The organism is Pseudomonas sp. ADPe (genome assembly GCF_014843515.1).
GTDB lineage: Bacteria > Pseudomonadota > Gammaproteobacteria > Pseudomonadales > Pseudomonadaceae > Pseudomonas > Pseudomonas citronellolis.
The window spans coordinates 2,141,095-2,156,867 of the sequence record NZ_CP062122.1; the positions used below are offsets into that span (position 1 = coordinate 2,141,095).

At 70.6% G+C, this 15,773-nt stretch carries 15 protein-coding genes and 1 riboswitch; of the genes, 1 reads left to right on the forward strand and 14 read right to left on the reverse strand.

Features of this window, described 5'->3' with window-relative positions:
• Nucleotides 1–8: 8 nt before the first annotated feature.
• The 11 genes from eutH to eutS form a co-directional block, all read right to left on the reverse strand.
• A complete protein-coding gene (eutH, locus tag IG194_RS09770) occupies nt 9–1,265 on the reverse strand; it encodes an ethanolamine utilization protein EutH (RefSeq protein ID WP_058487577.1) in 1,257 nt (418 codons plus the stop codon).
• On the reverse strand, nt 1,262–2,509 hold the full coding sequence (locus tag IG194_RS09775) for an iron-containing alcohol dehydrogenase family protein (protein WP_058487578.1): 1,248 nt from the start codon (nt 2,507–2,509) through the stop codon (nt 1,262–1,264). The genes eutH and IG194_RS09775 overlap by 4 nt, the downstream gene beginning before the upstream one ends.
• 1 nt (nt 2,510) lies before the next feature.
• Nucleotides 2,511–3,347, reverse strand: a complete 837-nt coding sequence (gene eutJ / locus IG194_RS09780) for an ethanolamine utilization protein EutJ (protein WP_009615705.1) — start codon at nt 3,345–3,347, stop codon at nt 2,511–2,513.
• 7 nt (nt 3,348–3,354) lie between these two features.
• A complete protein-coding gene (locus IG194_RS09785) occupies nt 3,355–4,776 on the reverse strand; it encodes an aldehyde dehydrogenase family protein (protein WP_198763844.1) in 1,422 nt (473 codons plus the stop codon).
• A 94-nt stretch (nt 4,777–4,870) separates the two neighbouring features.
• Nucleotides 4,871–5,158: an ethanolamine utilization microcompartment protein EutN gene (gene eutN, locus IG194_RS09790; RefSeq protein WP_009615703.1), complete on the reverse strand. Its 288-nt coding sequence runs from the start codon at nt 5,156–5,158 to the stop codon at nt 4,871–4,873.
• A gap of 115 nt (nt 5,159–5,273) precedes the next feature.
• The gene (gene eutM / locus IG194_RS09795; RefSeq protein ID WP_009615702.1) at nt 5,274–5,567 is read right to left on the reverse strand and encodes an ethanolamine utilization microcompartment protein EutM; all 294 of its coding nucleotides are present in this window, start codon (nt 5,565–5,567) and stop codon (nt 5,274–5,276) included.
• A gap of 96 nt (nt 5,568–5,663) precedes the next feature.
• The gene (locus IG194_RS09800) at nt 5,664–6,665 is read right to left on the reverse strand and encodes a phosphate acetyltransferase (RefSeq protein ID WP_058487579.1); all 1,002 of its coding nucleotides are present in this window, start codon (nt 6,663–6,665) and stop codon (nt 5,664–5,666) included.
• Nucleotides 6,662–7,504, reverse strand: a complete 843-nt coding sequence (eutT, locus tag IG194_RS09805) for an ethanolamine utilization cob(I)yrinic acid a,c-diamide adenosyltransferase EutT (RefSeq protein ID WP_009615698.1) — start codon at nt 7,502–7,504, stop codon at nt 6,662–6,664. The genes IG194_RS09800 and eutT overlap by 4 nt, the downstream gene beginning before the upstream one ends.
• A 7-nt stretch (nt 7,505–7,511) precedes the next feature.
• Complete coding sequence (gene eutQ / locus IG194_RS09810; protein WP_043273352.1) at nt 7,512–8,207, reverse strand: ethanolamine utilization acetate kinase EutQ; 696 nt, start codon at nt 8,205–8,207, stop codon at nt 7,512–7,514.
• Nucleotides 8,204–8,671 (reverse strand): EutP/PduV family microcompartment system protein, encoded by a 468-nt coding sequence (locus IG194_RS09815; protein WP_058487580.1) that lies wholly within the window; start codon nt 8,669–8,671, stop codon nt 8,204–8,206. The genes eutQ and IG194_RS09815 overlap by 4 nt, the downstream gene beginning before the upstream one ends.
• Before the next feature lie 2 nt (nt 8,672–8,673).
• The gene (gene eutS / locus IG194_RS09820; RefSeq protein WP_009615694.1) at nt 8,674–9,009 is read right to left on the reverse strand and encodes an ethanolamine utilization microcompartment protein EutS; all 336 of its coding nucleotides are present in this window, start codon (nt 9,007–9,009) and stop codon (nt 8,674–8,676) included.
• A 310-nt stretch (nt 9,010–9,319) separates the two neighbouring features.
• Nucleotides 9,320–9,521: riboswitch (cobalamin riboswitch) on the forward strand.
• An 84-nt stretch (nt 9,522–9,605) separates the two neighbouring features.
• Here eutS and IG194_RS09825 point away from each other — a divergent pair.
• On the forward strand, nt 9,606–11,471 hold the full coding sequence (locus IG194_RS09825; protein ID WP_064987576.1) for a TonB-dependent receptor domain-containing protein: 1,866 nt from the start codon (nt 9,606–9,608) through the stop codon (nt 11,469–11,471).
• A gap of 1,162 nt (nt 11,472–12,633) precedes the next feature.
• Here IG194_RS09825 and IG194_RS09830 read toward each other — a convergent pair.
• The 3 genes from IG194_RS09830 to IG194_RS09840 are packed head-to-tail and all read right to left on the reverse strand — an operon-like array spanning nt 12,634 to nt 15,712.
• Nucleotides 12,634–13,233 (reverse strand): HAD family hydrolase, encoded by a 600-nt coding sequence (locus IG194_RS09830; protein ID WP_043273354.1) that lies wholly within the window; start codon nt 13,231–13,233, stop codon nt 12,634–12,636.
• On the reverse strand, nt 13,230–14,099 hold the full coding sequence (tesB, locus tag IG194_RS09835) for an acyl-CoA thioesterase II (protein WP_009615691.1): 870 nt from the start codon (nt 14,097–14,099) through the stop codon (nt 13,230–13,232). Before tesB ends, IG194_RS09830 begins: the two co-directional genes overlap by 4 nt.
• Nucleotides 14,096–15,712, reverse strand: a complete 1,617-nt coding sequence (locus IG194_RS09840) for a nitroreductase family protein (RefSeq protein ID WP_058487582.1) — start codon at nt 15,710–15,712, stop codon at nt 14,096–14,098. The genes tesB and IG194_RS09840 overlap by 4 nt, the downstream gene beginning before the upstream one ends.
• Between the last annotated feature and the right edge of the window lie 61 nt (nt 15,713–15,773).

The following is a 15,773-nucleotide window of genomic DNA, read 5'->3' on the forward strand; positions in this document are numbered from 1 at the left end:
GCCGCGCCCTACTCGGCCCGCTGCAGGTCGGCGTCGGGCAACGCCACCGGCTCGGGCTGGGCTTCGGACCTGGGCGCGATGAGCATGGCCACGGCCACCGCGGTGATGCCGCCGAACAGCTTGCCCACCAGCATCGGGAAGATCATCGCGGACATGTTCGCCGCGGTGAAGCCGAGGTGGTCGCCCAGGGCGAAGCCGGCGGACACGGCGAAGGCGCAGTTGATGATCTTGCCGCGCGCATCCATCTTGCCGAACATGCCGAACATCGGGATCACGTTGGCCAGAGTCGCCACCATGCCGGCGGCGGCGTCCTTGTTCATGCCCAGCAGGCCGCCGACTTTCATCAGCGGGGTGCCGAACCAGCGCGTCAGCAGCAGCACCATGGGGTAGGCGCCGAGCAGCACGCAGGCGATCGAGCCGATCACTTCCATGGCGCGCATCACCGCGCCGGGCTCGTCGCCTTCGCTCATGAATATCGGGTCCAGCCCCGGGATCAGCGTCCAGCCCACGGTGAACTCCACCACCGCGGCGGCCAGGCCGAGGGTGATCAGCCCCACCAGCAGTTTGGCGAACACCTCGAAGCCGGCGATGATCTTCTCCGGGCAGAACTTCAGGCCCAGGGCGATCAGCGCCGCGACCACCAGCACCGGGATCATGTTGATGAGGATCATCGCCAGCGAGAAGCTCACCGGCTCGCCGTTGACCTCGATGCCCGAGTACATCGCCACCAGCCCGCCGGCGATGCAGCCCAGGGGCACGGTGACGATCCCGGCCAGGGTGCCCAGGGCCAGGTAGCGGCGGTCGGCGGGGTCGATGATGCCCAGCGCCACCGGAATGATGAACACCAGGGTCGGGCCCATCATGGCGCCGAGGATCAGCCCCGAGTACAGCCAGGCGGCGGTGTCGCCGCCGGCCAGCTCCTTGGCCAGGGAGAAGGCGCCCATGTCGTTGGCCAGCAGGGTGCCGGCGAACATTGCCGGGCTCGCCCCGACGCTCTCGTACAGGGGGATCACCAGCGGCCCCAGCAGGTTGGCCAGCACCGGCGCCAGGGCGGTGATGCCGACCATGGCCAGGCCCAGCGCGCCCATGGCCATGAAGCCTTCTTCGAACTGCCCGCCGGAGCCGCCGATGCCGCGCCCGAGCCAGCCCAGGCCGAGATGGCCGAGGACCTTCTCGGAGCCGCCGAACTGGCTGAATACCCGGTCCACCGCCCCGATCAGCAGGAAGACCATCATCACGTACAGGATGATTTCGTTGATGCTCATGACAACTGCTCCTGAACAGAATTGTTTCCTTGCTGGCAGGCGCCTCGGCGCTGCCAGGCGTCCTGGTAGATCGCGACGATCTGTTGCGCGCAGGCGCTGCGCGGGTTGCCGGCCAGGCAGATGTCCTGCAGGGCCACCTCGGCCAGCGCAGCGAAGTCCTCGCGGCGCACGCCGTGGGCCTGCAGGTCGCGGCCGGCGGCGCCGACTTCGTCGATCAGGCGCTGCACCGCGGCGATGCTGCGTTCGGCATCCAGGCTTTCGCGGCTGAGGGCATGGCCGATGTCGGCGTAGGCGCGCTTGCACACCAGCTGGTTGAAGCGCATCACCGCCGGCAGCATCAGGGCGTTGGCCTGGCCGTGGGGAATGCCGTAGCGCGCGCCGAGGGGGTGCGCGGTGGCGTGGCACAGGCCCAGGCCGGAATTGGAAAAGGCCATGCCGGCCATGTACGAGGCGAGCATCATCGACTCGCGGGCGCCGACGTTGCCGCCCTGCCCCACCGCCAGCGGCAGGGCCTCGCCGATCAGCGCCACGGCGCGCAGGGCCAGGCCCTGGGTCAGCGGCGTGGCGCTCGGCGCGACGTAGGCTTCGATGGCGTGGGTCAGCGCGTCGATGCCGGTGGCGGCGGTCACCGCCGGCGGCACTCCGAGGGTCAGGCAGGCGTCGATGATCGCCAGGTCGGGAATCAGGTCGGTGTGCACCAGCACCTGCTTCAGGTGCCGCTGGCTGTCGGTGATCACCGCCACGTTGGTGGCCTCGGAGCCGGTGCCGGCGGTGGTCGGCACGGCGATCAGCGGCACGCGCCGGCGCAGCGCCGGGCCGTCGCCAAGCTCGCTCACCCGGCGTTCCGGGTTGGCCGCCAGCAGCGCGGTGGCCTTGGCCGCGTCGAGCACCGAGCCGCCGCCGAAGGCCAGCACGCCGTCGCAGTCGGCGGCCAGCAGTTGCCGGCCGGCGGCCTCCACCACTTCGCTGTGCGGCTCGCCGCCGGCGTAGACCAGGCATTCGCAGCCCAGCCCGGCGTCGTCCAGCGAGCGCAGCAGGCCCTGGTCCAGCGCCTGTTCGTGCAGGCGGCCGTCGACCATTACGAACAGCCGGCGGATGCCCAGCGCCGCGCAGGCCTCGCCGGCGCGCACGGTGGCGCCGGGGCCGATGTAGGTGCTGGGCGGCACGCGGAATTCGCGCACCGCGCGGGCGTTGAGCATATCCAGGGCGCGATAGATCACCCGGCCGACGTCCTGCTCGTGCATGTCAGCGTTCCTCCTCGGCTTGCAGGCCGCAGGCGGCGATGGCCAGCGGCGTGGTGAACAGCGGCGGCGCGGGCAGGATCACCCGCTGCGCGGGGAAGGCCGCGGCGAACAGCGGCTGTACGCCGGGCAGGGTGCAGGAGCCGCCGGACAGGTAGATGGCGTCCACGTCCTGGCCTTGCAGGTGCGTGTGGACGATGTCGGCCATCTTTTCGAACACCGGGCGCACCAGCGGCCACAGGATCTGGCCCTCCTCGCGCTTGCGCCGTTCGGCCATCTCCAGCGACACGCCGAGGTGGCCGGCCAGCACCAGGCTGACGTGATGCCCGCCGGTGGGTTCGTCGGCGGAATAGGTCACTTCGCCGTCGTGCACCACGGCGACGCCGGTGGTGCCGCCACCGATGTCCACCACCGCGGCGCGGTCCAGGCGCAGCATCCGCGCCACCGCCGAGGGCTCGTCGATCACGTGGGAAACCTCCAGGTCGACGGCCTCCAGCACGTGAGTGGAAATGCCCGGTTCGGTGCCCGGCGGGTACGAGGTCGCGGCGCGCTGGAAGCACACGCCCAGTTGCCGCTCCAGGCTTTCCACCTGGCTGCGCACCAGCTTCACCGCGCCGAAGAAGTCCCAGACCACGCCGTCGCGCACCACGTCGGCCCAGTCCAGGCGCACCGCCACCGGCAGCGCCTGGGCGTCGAGCACCACCGAGACCACGGCGCTGGTGCCCAGGTCGATGCCCAGGCTCAGCGGTCCGCGGTCGCCCGGTTGCGCGACGGGGTGCGCCAGGCAGTAGGCGGCGCGTTCCAGGCGCGGCAACAGCCAGTTTTCGAGATCGCGTTGCATGGCCGCCTCAGACGATCCGCAGGTGGTCGACCATGACGCAGCGGCGCAGGCGCACGAAGGTGCGCGCCGAGGTCACGCCCTCGCCGGTCGGCGTGGTGATGGTCATGGTGGTCCAGCCCTCGCCGCCGAAGCCCAGGCCGGCCAGGCACGGCCCGTTCTTGACGAAGATGCTGGTGTCCATGGCGTTGGCCATGCGATCCAGGTGGTCGAGGTTGCGCGAGTGCATGGCCGCCGTGTGGTGGCAGCCGCCCTCCAGCTTCACGGCCAGGGCGATGGCCTGGTCGACGTTGGCCACGCGCACCATCGGCAGCACCGGCATCATCATCTCGGTGATGGCGAAGGGGTGGTCGGCGGCGGTTTCCAGCAGCAGCAGGCGCGTCTGCTCCGGCACCTGCAGGCCGATGGCGGCGGCGATCTTCGCCGCGTCGCGGCCGACCCAGTCGCGCGAGACGCTGCCGCGCCCCTGCTCGTCGACCTTCGGCAAAAGCAAGGGCAGCAGTTGCTGGCCCTGGGCGGCGCTCAGCTCCACGACCTGGTGCTTGAGCATCTCGGCCTTGAGGGCGTCGGCCACGCTGTCGACCACGATCAGCACCTTCTCGTCGGCGCAGATGATGTTGTTGTCGAACGAGGCGCCGAACACGATGTCGCGCGCGGCGCGGGCCAGGTCGGCGGTCTCGTCCACCACCACCGGCGGGTTGCCGGCGCCGGCGGCGATCAGGCGCTTGTCGGTGTGCTTGCGCGCGGCTTCCACCACCGCCTCGCCGCCGGTCACCACCAGCAGGCCGATGCCCGGGTAGCGGAACAGCCGCTGGGCGGTCTCGATGTCCGGGCGCTGCACGGTGGTGATCAGGTTGGCCGGCGCGCCGGCTTCGACCATGGCCTCGTTGAGCAGGCTGACGGTGCGCTGCGACACCCGCTTGGCCGCCGGGTGCGGGGCGAACACCACGCTGTTGCCGGCGGCGATCATGCTGATGGCGTTGTTGATGACGGTGGCTGCCGGGTTGGTCGAGGGCGTCACCGAGGCGATCACGCCCCAGGCCGCGTTCTCGATCAGCGTCAGCCCGCGGTCGCCGCTGAGCACCTGCGCCTGCAGGCATTCGCTGCCGGGGGTGTGGCGGGCCTGGGCGATGTTCTTGGCGGTCTTGTCGGCCACCCGGCCCATGCCGGTTTCCTCCACCGCCAGCTCCGCCAGTTCCTGGGCGTGGCGCTCGCCGGCGGCGCGGATGGCGGCGATGGCCCGGTCGCGCATGGCCACCGAGCGCAATGCCTTCTGCGCCTGCGCGGCGGCGGCCACGGCGGCGTCCAGTTCGACGAACACGCCGGGGGCGCAGGTCGCGCCCGGCGATGCGACAGCGGCCGTGGAGGTCGCCCCTATCGAGGCGAGCACCGCCTTGACCACCTGTTCGATTTCCTTCGGGTTGATGTCCACGTCGTGCCTCACAGAATTCAGGGATGAGCCGGGCCACTCCACCTGGCGCGGGCCGGTGGAGGACGCTTGTCGTGAATGACCGCCGGGGGCGGGCCTATTTGCGGTAGAGCAGGCTGCCGTCGAGCACCGCTTCGTCGACGATGCCGACCACACACAGGTCGATCGGCGCGCGCACCTCGGCCAGGGCCTGGCGCGCGGCGCTGCCGCCGGCCAGCATCACCCACTCGCCGTTGCCGGCGCCGAGGCTGTCGCTGGCCACGTGCCGTTCACCGTCGGGGCGGCCGGCGCGGTCGAGCATCTCGACCAGCAGCAGCCGGTCCAGGCCCACGCCCGGATGCTTCACGGTGCACACCACCTGCCCCACGACAATCGCCAGTTTCATCGCCTGTTACCTCATCGGGCCGCGTCCTTCGCGGTATACGCATGGATCCTCGGTGGCGGCGCCCGGAACCCGCAGGGCGGGCTCGGGCGCCGCTCGGACGGTCGCGGCGGGCCGCTCAATCCACCGGGCGATCCGCCGCCAGCTTGATCGGAAAGACCTCTTCCAGGTCCGAATGCGGACGCGGGATCACCTGCACCGAGACCACTTCGCCGACGCGCTGCGCGGCGGCCGCGCCGGCATCGGTGGCCGCCTTGCAGGCTGCTACGTCGCCACGGACCATCGCAGTGACCAGGCCACCGCCGATCTGCTTGACGCCCACCAGCTTCACCCGGGCGGCCTTGACCATGGCGTCGGAGGCCTCGATCAGCGCCACCAGGCCCTTGGTTTCGATCATGCCTAATGCTTCCATCTCACTCTCCTCGAACAATCGATCGCCCTTCGCAGGGCCTCTTCGGAGTGGCTAGCCACTCGCGTTACCCCCGGACGGCGGGGGCCGCCGTCCGGCTCAGGCGACTCGCCCGACAGCCTCGGCGCCGCCGGCCATCTTGTTGGCCAGCAGCACCGTCTGGATCATTTCCTCGCTCGTGCAGCCGCGCGACAGGTCGTGCAGCGGCGCGTTCATGCCCTGCAGCATCGGGCCGATGGCGTTCATGCCGCCGAGCCGCTGGGCGATCTTGTAGCCGATGTTCCCGGCCTCCAGGCTGGGGAACACGAACACGTTGGCCGCCCCGCCCAGCGGGCTGCCGGGCACCTTCGCCGCGGCCACCTCGGGGACGAAGGCGGCGTCGAACTGGATTTCGCCGTCGACGCACAGCTCCGGCCGGCGCTCGCGCACAAGCTCGCAGGCCTGGCGCACCGCCTCGGCGTCGGCGTGCCTGGCGCTGCCGTGGCTGGAGAACGAGAGCATCGCCACCCGCGCCGGCTCGCCGGTCACCTGCTCGAAGCTGGCCGCCGAGGCCAGGGCGATGTCCGCCAGTTGCTCCACCGTCGGCCGCGGCACCACGCCGCAATCGGCGAAGGCCAAGGGGGCGCCGCCGTCCGCTGGCAGCATGAAGAACACCGAGGACAGCGTGCGGTTGCCCGGCGCCAGGCCGACCACCCGCAGGCCGGCGCGCAGCACGTCGGCGGTGGCGCTGAGGTTGCCGGCGATGCACAGGTCGACCTGGCCGGCCGCCAGCAGCGCCGCGCCGAACCACAGCGGGTCGTGCAGTTGTTCCAGGGCCTGCTCGGGGCTGAGCTTGTCCTGGCGCCGGGCCAGGTCCTGGGCGAAGCCGTGCAGCCAGGGCGAGCGCGCGGGGTCGATCAGCCCGAGGTCGCCCAGGCGGATGTGCCGCTCCAGGCAGTAGCCGCGCAGGGCGAAGGGGTTGCCCAGCAGCAGCGGCTCGGCCAGGCCCTCGGCCTTGAGGAACTGCGCCGCCTCGATGGCGCGGCGGTCCAGGGCGTCGGGGAAGACCACCCGCGGCGGGTTCTGCCGGGCGGCCCGGCGGCAGTCGTCGAACAGTTTCATGGGGCCTCTCCCTGCACGCGCCGGCTCAGTTCCGCGGCGCTCGGCCAGGGTTGCCCGCGCAGGTGCAGCAGGCTCAGCAGCATGGCCACGTAGAGCGCGCTGGACAGCCGGTTGAGGGCGTGCAGCAGGTCCGCGCGGCGCAGCTTGAAGCCGGCCTCCATGAACACCTGGGCGGCGCAGATTTCCACCTCGCGGACCTTGGCCCGCAGCAGGTTGAGCAGCGCCGGCGCGCGGCCGTGGCCGCACTCGGGCACCAGGTGGTCGTGGCCCAGGTATTTCAGCGGCGCGTGGGACAGGCGGTGCAGCACGGCCTGGTCGAGCCCGCCGACGGCGAACCCGGCCAGCTCCTCGTCCAGCACGTCGGCGCGCATCAGCTGGCCGAGCAGCGAACGGATGTCGGCCAGCCAGGCGGCCAGCTCGGCCGGCTCCGGCAGCTCCACCTGCAGCCACACCGCCAGGGCGATGGCCGCGTCCAGCTGGGCGCGGAACTGCAGGCGCGGGTCGTTCTTGGCCACCAGTTCGTGGGCGTTCAGATGGGTCATGCCGGCGGGTTTGTCGGCCGGCGCCGAACCGCACAGCTGGCAGGTCGCGGCGACGCGCCGGGCGCTGCCGGTCAGCCCGTGCACCGCCTGCAGGCACGGCGCGCCGTCCGCGTCCGGCTCTTCGGTCGCCCGGTACAGGCGGCCCTGTTCGTCATGGAACTTCAGCGACAGGTGGCGCTCGTCGATCAGCGCGCGGGCGGCGGGGGTCAACCGCGCGTCGGCGGGCAGCCGCAGCTCGGTGCCTTCGCTCAGGCCGTGGCGCTCGCGCAGCCAGCTTTCGGTGATGAAAGTGCTCATGGCCGCCTCACTGTTCCTGCCAGTTGGCCGGCCAGGCCACGTAGAGGAAGCGCACCCGGCTGGGGGTGCCGAACTCGATGGCGCTACCCTTGGGAATGAACAGCAGGTCGCCGGGCTGGCCCACCAGGGTCTCGCCGTTCTGGCGGATGTGCAGCTCGCCCTCCAGCACCAGGTCCACTTCGTCGTAGTTCAGCGTCCAGGGGAAGAAGGCGTTCTCCCACTGCATGAAGCCGGCGCCCATGCTGCTGCCGTCCTCGGCGCCGACCACGTCGGTGATGCCGATCTGGTATTCGCCCGGCACGCCTTCCAGGCGGCCGAAGCGCACGCTGCCGCCCTTCACCAGCTTGATCCCGCCGGCGCCGGTGCGCGCCTCGAAGGCCGCCCGGGCCACGCAGGCGCCGCCCTGTTGCGCGGCCTTGCGCACCAGTTGGTCGACCAGTTGCGCGTCCACTTCGGCGGGCAGCCGCGCCAGCACCTCGGCGCGAATCCGCGCCAGCTCGTCCTCGCTCGGCCCGGCCGCGGCCGGTTCACTCGCGGCCGCCGCCGGCTCGCCGGCCACCCGCTCGACCAGCGCCAGGCCAGCCTGCTCGGCGACCGTGCGCGCCTCGGGGGTGACGATGCAGCGCGGCAGCTCCACGGCCAGGGAACTCTGCCCGGCGGCGATGGCTTCACGGATGTCGTTGGCGGTAATCAGCTTCTTCATCTCAACAGGTCCTCGATCGGATTCCGTGCGTTCAGCAGCGCGCGCAGGCGCTCGATGCTGGCGGGGTCGTCGCTGGCGGTGTGGACGATCGCGCCGTCGATGCCGTGGGCGCGCAGCAGGCGCTCGATGGCGGGCAGGTCGACGCCGGGCAGGTCGCACTTGCTGATCACCCCGATCAGCCGCTTGCCGGCGTGGATGTCCAGCAGCCCGGGCGGCAGCCGGCACTCCGTCGCATCGGCGGGGTGCACGTAGACCAGGGTGTCGACGTCGTCGGTGCTGGTGATCAGCGCGCGATACAGGCGCGGGTGGCTGACGAATTCGCCGGGGGTGTCCAGTGCGCCGCCGGGGCCGTAGTCCAGCGCCTGGGTCTTGCGCGCCGCTTCGGGATTGCCGCACAGGGCGTTGAACAGGGTGGTCTTGCCGGCTCCGACGCCACCGATGAGGGCATAACGCGGCGCGTCCATGGTCAGCTCCTGGTCACCGGGCAGACGCTGTAGTCCAGCAGCCGGCCGAGGGCGGCGCAGGTCTGCGCCAGCGCCTCCTCCACCGCGCCGACGCTGCCGTGCAGCACCAGCGCGCCGCTGAAGCGGTCGAGGAAGCCGATGCGCACGTCGGCGGCCTTGGTGGCGAAGTCGCCGGCGATCATCGCGGTCTCGCCCGGGGTGAGGGTCATGATGCCGATGGCCTGCGCCCCGGGGACGCCGATCTTGCTCGACAGCTCCTCCTGGGGATGCGCGATCAGGTGCGCCAGGGTCACCTGCTTGCCCGGGACGAATTCCTGGATGATGCGCTCTTTGGACACGTGCTCCCCTCCTCTACTGCTTAGGAAGCTAACAAGTGCCCGGACGGCGGCCCTATCAAAATCCGGCAAAGTTTTCCGCCGCCCCGAAAGACCAGAAAACTCCTACAAAAACCGGCTGGAACGCCCGCGCGGCGCCGCATTGGCGGCTGCTGGCCGGAGCTTTCCGGCCGCGGTTCGCAGCGTGCTGAGTGACTTTGTCGCAGCCGCCGCAAAGCGCCCGGGCGCAGGCGGGGCGCCGCCATGGACGTGACGGGCCGCAGAGGAAAGGGACGTCTGACGGACAGGTTCCGCATCGGCCCGACTTGCCCGGCCGCCGCGTTGTTCGTAAGGTGCGCACGTTTTCGTTCGAGGTAACGGGAAGCAGGTGAAAGGCCTGCGCTGCCCCCGCAACGGTAACCGACCGCAGGCCTTGCGCCTGCCGCGCTCCAATCCGCCACTGTGCGCCACGCATGGGAAGGCCGGGAGCGTGCGAGTCGGCAGCCCGGAGACCGCCCTCGACACGCATGACAGGTGTTGCGGAGGGCCGCACCTTCAAGCGCGGCCACTCCCGCCCTTGCCAGCCCTCCTCGAAAGTCCACTTTTGAGGAACCCCAGCGATGAAACTTTCCCGTCTTGCCCTGGCCGTCGCCGTGCTGCCCGCGGCGGCCTTCGCCGGCGACGATGCCGAACAGGCCTACCAGCTGCCGTCGATGGTCATCACCTCGGCGCGTCAGGCCGAACCCCGCGGCCAGGCCACTGCGGCCAACACCGTCTTCACCCACGACGACATCGAGCGCCTGCAGGCGCGCAGCGTGCCCGAGCTGCTGCAGCGCGTACCCGGCGTGCAGCTGAGCAACGCCGGCGGCCTGACCAGCTACTTCCTGCGCGGCACCAACCCCGGCCAAACGCTGGTGCTGGTGGACGGCCAGCGCATCGCCTCGGCCAGCAGCGGCATCGCCCGCCTGGACTACCTGAGCATCGACAACATCGAGCGCGTGGAAGTGACCCGCGGCCCGCGTTCGGCGCTGTACGGCGCCGACGCCATCGGCGGGGTGATCCAGATCTTCACCCGCCGCGGCGAAGCCGGCCTGCACCCGCAAGTGCGCCTGGCCGCCGGCAGCAACGGCACCTTCCAGCGCAGCGCCTCGCTCGCCGGCGGCGACGAGCGCACCCGCTTCGACCTCGGCGCCAGCCTCGACGAGAGCCGCGGCTACGACTACACCCGCGACAACGTCGGCGCCGACAGCGACCACGACGGCCAGCGCAACAAGGCCGTGCACCTGAACCTGGACCACCGCCTGAACGACGACTGGAAGGCCGGCTTCAGCCTCAACGACCAGCGCGGCGACAGCGAATACGACGACGCCTACAGCTACGCCCCCGCCGAGCCCCACGACGAGTTCCGCGTCAGCAGCTACAGCGGCTACCTCGAAGGCCAGCTGACCTCGATGTGGAACAGCCGCGTGGAGCTGGGCCGCAGCTTCGACCGCAACAAGGCCGTCGGCGCCGCCGAGGTGTGGAACAACGGCACCCTGGAAACCACCCGGCATTCGGCCAGCTGGCTCAACCGCCTGCAGTTGGACGCGCGCAACCAGCTCGCCCTGGGCGCGGACTGGTACGAGGACAAGGTCGAGGGCAGCACCGCCTTCGCCGAGGACAGCCGCACCAACCACGCCTTCTTCGCCCAGCACAGCTTCAAGGGCGAGGCCTTCTCCACCGAGCTGGGCCTGCGCCACGACGACAACGAGCGCTACGGCTCGCAGAACAGCTGGAACGCCGCCGTCACCCTGCCGGTAGGTGACAACCAGAGCTGGATCGCCAGCTACGGCGAGGGCTTCCGCGCGCCGACCTTCAGCGACCTCTACTACCCCGGCGCCAGCAACCCGGACCTGAAGGCCGAGACCTCGAAGACCTACGAGCTGCAATGGCGCGGCGACTTCGCCGGCACGCACCTGGAGGCCGCGCTGTACCGTACCGAGGTGGACGACCTGATCGCCTGGGACAGCGCCAGCAACATGCCGCAGAACATCGCCAGGGCGCGCATCGACGGCTTCGAGGCCAGCCTGGCCCGTGAGGTCCTCGGCTGGCAGGCCAACCTCGGCCTGAGCATCATCGACCCGCGCGACCGCGACACCGGCCACACCCTGCCGCGCCGCGCCCGGCGCACCCTGAGCCTGGACCTGGACCGCCAGTTCGGCGCCTTCGGCGTCGGCGGCACCTGGCGCGCGCTGAGCAACAGCTACGCCGACGCGGCCAACCAGGACCGCCTGGGCGGCTACGGCGTGCTCGATCTGCGCGGCAGCTGGCAGTTCAGCGAAACCCTGCGCTGGGACCTGAAGCTGCAGAACCTGCTGGACCGCGACTACGCCCGCGCCAGCTACCAGCGCCCGACCGATCCCATGGGTTTCCCCAGCGAAACCCTGCACTACAAGGAAGCCGGCCGCACCGCGCTGCTGGCGTTGACCTGGACGCCGGAGTTGTAGCCATCGCGGGCAAGGCCCGCTACGAAGAGCACCTCGTCACGGCCCAGTAGGGGCAACTGTCTTGCTGACCGCGCCGAGACGCTCTTCGTAGGATGGGTTGAGCCTGCGAAACCCATGCTGCCGTGGTGATGGGTATCGCTTCGCTCAACCCATCCTACGACGGCGTTTCTCCGCACTTCGAACGGACCTGGTCCGCGATAGCCGGAACCACCGGCGCGTTTCGCGGATGAATCCGCTCCTACGCAACCCCACCCACGCCATTCCAATGTAGGAGCGCGCCCTGCGCGCGATTTCGCGGGCAGGGCCCGCTCCTACAGGTTGCCGTGAAGCATGGCATTCTCCCCCGTAGGAGCGGATTCATCTGCGATTCCGCCGGCAGGGCGGACGGCGCCCAGGCCAACCTCGGCGCCGCCGGGGATCGCCATTAAGCGGCGGATAACGCGGAGCGTTATTCGCCCTACGCATTAGCCATGCTGCACGGCATGTCCCCGTTGGGACAACTTGCGCCGAGGCGCGCTTCGTAGGATGGGTTGAGCCTGCGAAACCCATGCTGCCGTGATGATGGGTATCGCTTCGCTCAACCCATCCTACGACGGCGTTTCTCCGCACTTCGAACGGACCTGGTCCACGATAGCCGGAACCACCGGCGCCATTCCAATGTAGGAGCACACCCTGCGCGCGATTTCGCGGGCAGGGCCCGCTCCTACAGGTTGCCGTGAGGCATGGCATTCTCACCCGTAGGAGCGGATTCATCCGCGATTCCGCCGGCAGGGCGGAGGCGCCCAGGCCAACCTTGGCGCCGCCGGGAATCGCCGTTAAACGGCGGATAACGCGGAGCGTTATTCGCCCTACGCATTCGCCATGCTGCACGGCATGTCCCCGTTGGGACAACTCGCGCCGAGACGCTCTTCGTAGGATGGGTTGAGCCTGCGAAACCCATGCTGCCGTGGTGATGGGTATCGCTTCGCTCAACCCATCCTACGACGGCGTTTCTCCGCACTTCGAGCGGACCTGGTCCACGATAGCCGGAACCACCGGCGCCATTCCAATGTAGGAGCGGATTCATCCGCGATTCCGCCGGCAAGGCGGACGGCGCCCAGGCCAACCTCGGCGCCGCCGGGGATCGCCGTTAAGCGGCGGATAACGCGGAGCGTTATACGCCCTACGCCAACACCCCGGCCAGGCGCCCCAGGGCTGCGCAATCCGCGGCGTGCCAGTCGCTCAGTTCCGGCCAGGGGTTTTCCGCCAGGTTGACCAGCGCCGTGTAGCTGCCCGCCGCGCGGCCGCATTCCAGGTCGAAGCGGTAGTCGCCGACCATCAGCATGTCTTTGGGCTGCACGCCCCAACGCTCGGCCAGATGCAGCAGGCCGTCCGGGTTGGGCTTGGGCCGGGCTTCGCCGCGGCCGAGGATGTCGCCGCTGGCGAAGCAGTCGCCCAGGCCGATGGCCTGCAGGGTCACCAGCGCCAGCTCGTGGGCGTTGCGGGTGAGGATGCCGAGGCGGTAGCCGGCCTCGTGCAGCGCGCGCACCAAGTCCACCGCGCCGGGCGCGGCGGTGGAGGCCAACGCCAGCTCGCGTTCGTGCTCCAGCAGCCAGGCGTGCTTGGCCGCCGCCTCGGCCGCGGGCAGCGCCGCCAGGTGGGTGAGGATGTCGTCTTCCTGGGGAATGCCCAGGGCCCGCTTGATCGCCGGGAAGTCGTGCACCGCCAGGGTCAGGGTGCCGTCCATGTCGAACACCCAGTGGCGGATCAGGCCCGGTTTCATGCCCAGTCCTCGCGGCGGCGGATCAGGCCTTCCTGGGTCGACGAGGCCACCAGCTGGCCGTCGCGGTTGAAGATGCTGCCGCGCACGAAGCCGCGGCCGTTGCCGGCCCAGGGGCTGTCGATGGCGTACAGCAGCCACTCGTCCGCGCGCAGGTCGCGGTGGAACCACACGGAGTGGTCGATGGTGGCCACCTGCATGTCCTTCTGCCACACCGAGCGGCCGTGGGGCAGCAGCGAAGTGGTGAGGAAACCGAAGTCCGAGGCGTAGGCGAGGATGTACTTGTGCAGCGCCGGCACGTCCGGCAGCTTGCCGTCGGCGCGCAGCCAGAGGTACTTGATCGGCTCGCCGACCTGCGGGTCGTAGGGGTCATTCTGGGTGACCGGGCGGATCTCGATGGGCTTGGGGTACAGCAGCTTGTCGCGGATACGCTCGGGGAACTGGGCGATGCTGCGCTGCTTTAGCTCCAGGTCCGTCGGCAGGTTCTCCGGGCCGACCACGTCGGGCATCGGGATCTGGTGCTGGAAGCCCTCCTCGTCGTACTGGAAGGAGGTGCTCAGGGCGAAGATCGGCTGACCCTTCTGGATCGCCGTGACGCGGCGGGTGCTGAAGGTGCCGCCGTCGCGCACGCGGTCGACCTGGTAGACCACCGGCATGCTGGCGTCGCCCGGGCGCAGGAAGTAGCCGTGCATGGAGTGCACGTGGCGCGCCGGCTCCACCGTCTGGCTGGCCGCCGACAGCGCCTGGCCGAGCACCTGGCCGCCGTACAACTGGCGGAAGCCGAGGTCCTGGCTGATGCCCCGGAACAGGTTCTCCTCGATGGGTTCCAGGCTCAGCAAAGCCACCAGGTTGTCCAGGATCTGGGTCATGACGTTTCCTCGGAATCGGTACTGCGAATGGGATGCGGGCGGCGCGGCTGGGGGTACGCGGGCGAACTGCTCAGGCGAGTGTCCCATACCGCGCGGCCGATGGTGAAATGATAGAGGCTGACCGGGCGGTCCGGTCCTTCGCCGAGCAATTCCCGCAGCGCCTCGTCGAAGTAGCAGCCGATGCCGGTGCCCGAGAGCCCGGCGGCCTCGGCCTCCAGGTAGAGCAGTTGGCCGATCTGCCCGGCCTCCCAGTACAGCCGCGGGTAGGTCCAGGGGCCTTCGGCCAGGGCGGCGTCCAGGTCGGCGAGCATGGCGAAGGCCACGCAGCCGTCGCTGGCGATGTCCTGGCCGCAGGAGAGGAAGGCCGAGAGCTGGCGGGCGTCGCCTTCCAGCAGGCGGTACAGAGGCAGGTCGTCGGCGGCGCGTTGCCACTGGAAGTCCCCGCGCAACCCGCCCGGCGCGCGGCCGCTGCGGCCCAGCCAGTAGAGCCCCGGCGCCAGGCCCTGGACGCGGTGGACGAACAGCAGCAGGTCGATGCGCGGCGGCTCGCCCGAGCAGGCGAAGGGCACCGGCGAGTTTTCCGGCAGCAGGCGGCGCAGCCAGGCCAGCAGCAGCTCGGCGTGGATGCCGCTGCGGCCGTCCAGGCTCTGCGCGCTGCGCCGGCGGTGCAGGATCGGGCGCAATGGCAAGCCGGGGTTGTCCGTGGTCGCCTCGGCACGCGGCAGGCACCAATCGGCGGGAGCCAGCGCCGGCGCGCGGCACAGCGCGTGGACGCGCTCCAGCTCCGGCCAGTGCCGGTAGCTGCGCGAGAGGCGATTCGGAGCGCCTTGCAACTCCAGCGCCGCCAGCCCTCGCAGCAGCGCCTCGGGCACGCGGGGCTCGCCGTCCCGGGGCGGACCTATCCACAGCAACGCATCCACCGCTTCGCGCTCGTGGAAACCTTCGCGGTCGAGGCCGAACGCGGCATCCAGACTGCGCTCGTCCAGCGCGCGCAGCAGCCGCACTTCCCAGCCCTGGATGGCCGCGGCGATGGCCAGGGCCGCCAGCGCGTGGCCGAAGTCGTGCTGGCAGTAGCGGTAGGCGCGCTCGCCGTACTTCCAGGCCTCGCGCCAGGGAATGCTGGCCAGCGCCAGCAGCAGGCCGGCGCCTGGCAGTTGCTGCGCCACGGCGGGCGGCAGCTCGGCGCGCACTTCCAGCAGGTGTTCGTCGGCAGTGTAGTGGGCCAGCACGGCGGACTTGTCCACAGCCCCGGCCGGCAGCAGCAGGTAGGCCTCGGTGGGGTGCAGGTTGCCGCTGGAGGGGTTGACGCGCAGCGCCCAGCGGCTGCCGCCGGCTTGCTTCCAGGCGGAGATCGCCAGGCTGTCGTAGAGCAGTTGCGAGACGCTTTCCAGGCCCAGCGGCGCGGGCTCGCCAAGGGGGCCGGCGAACACGCCGTCGTAGCCCGGCGATTCCTCCTGCGGGCGGTGCAGCAATTCGATCGGCCGCGCCCCGGCGTAGCGGCGGAAGGGCGCCGGCTGGGTCGCCCAGTCCAGTTGGCCGGGCCCAGGGGCGAAGCGCTCCGGGGCGTGGCAGCTCAGCGCGTGGTAGGCGCGCACATCGTCGGCGGCGCTCATGTCTGCGCCTCCAGCCATTGCTCGCGGCTGATGCGGAACAGCACGTGCGGGCGCAGCGCGT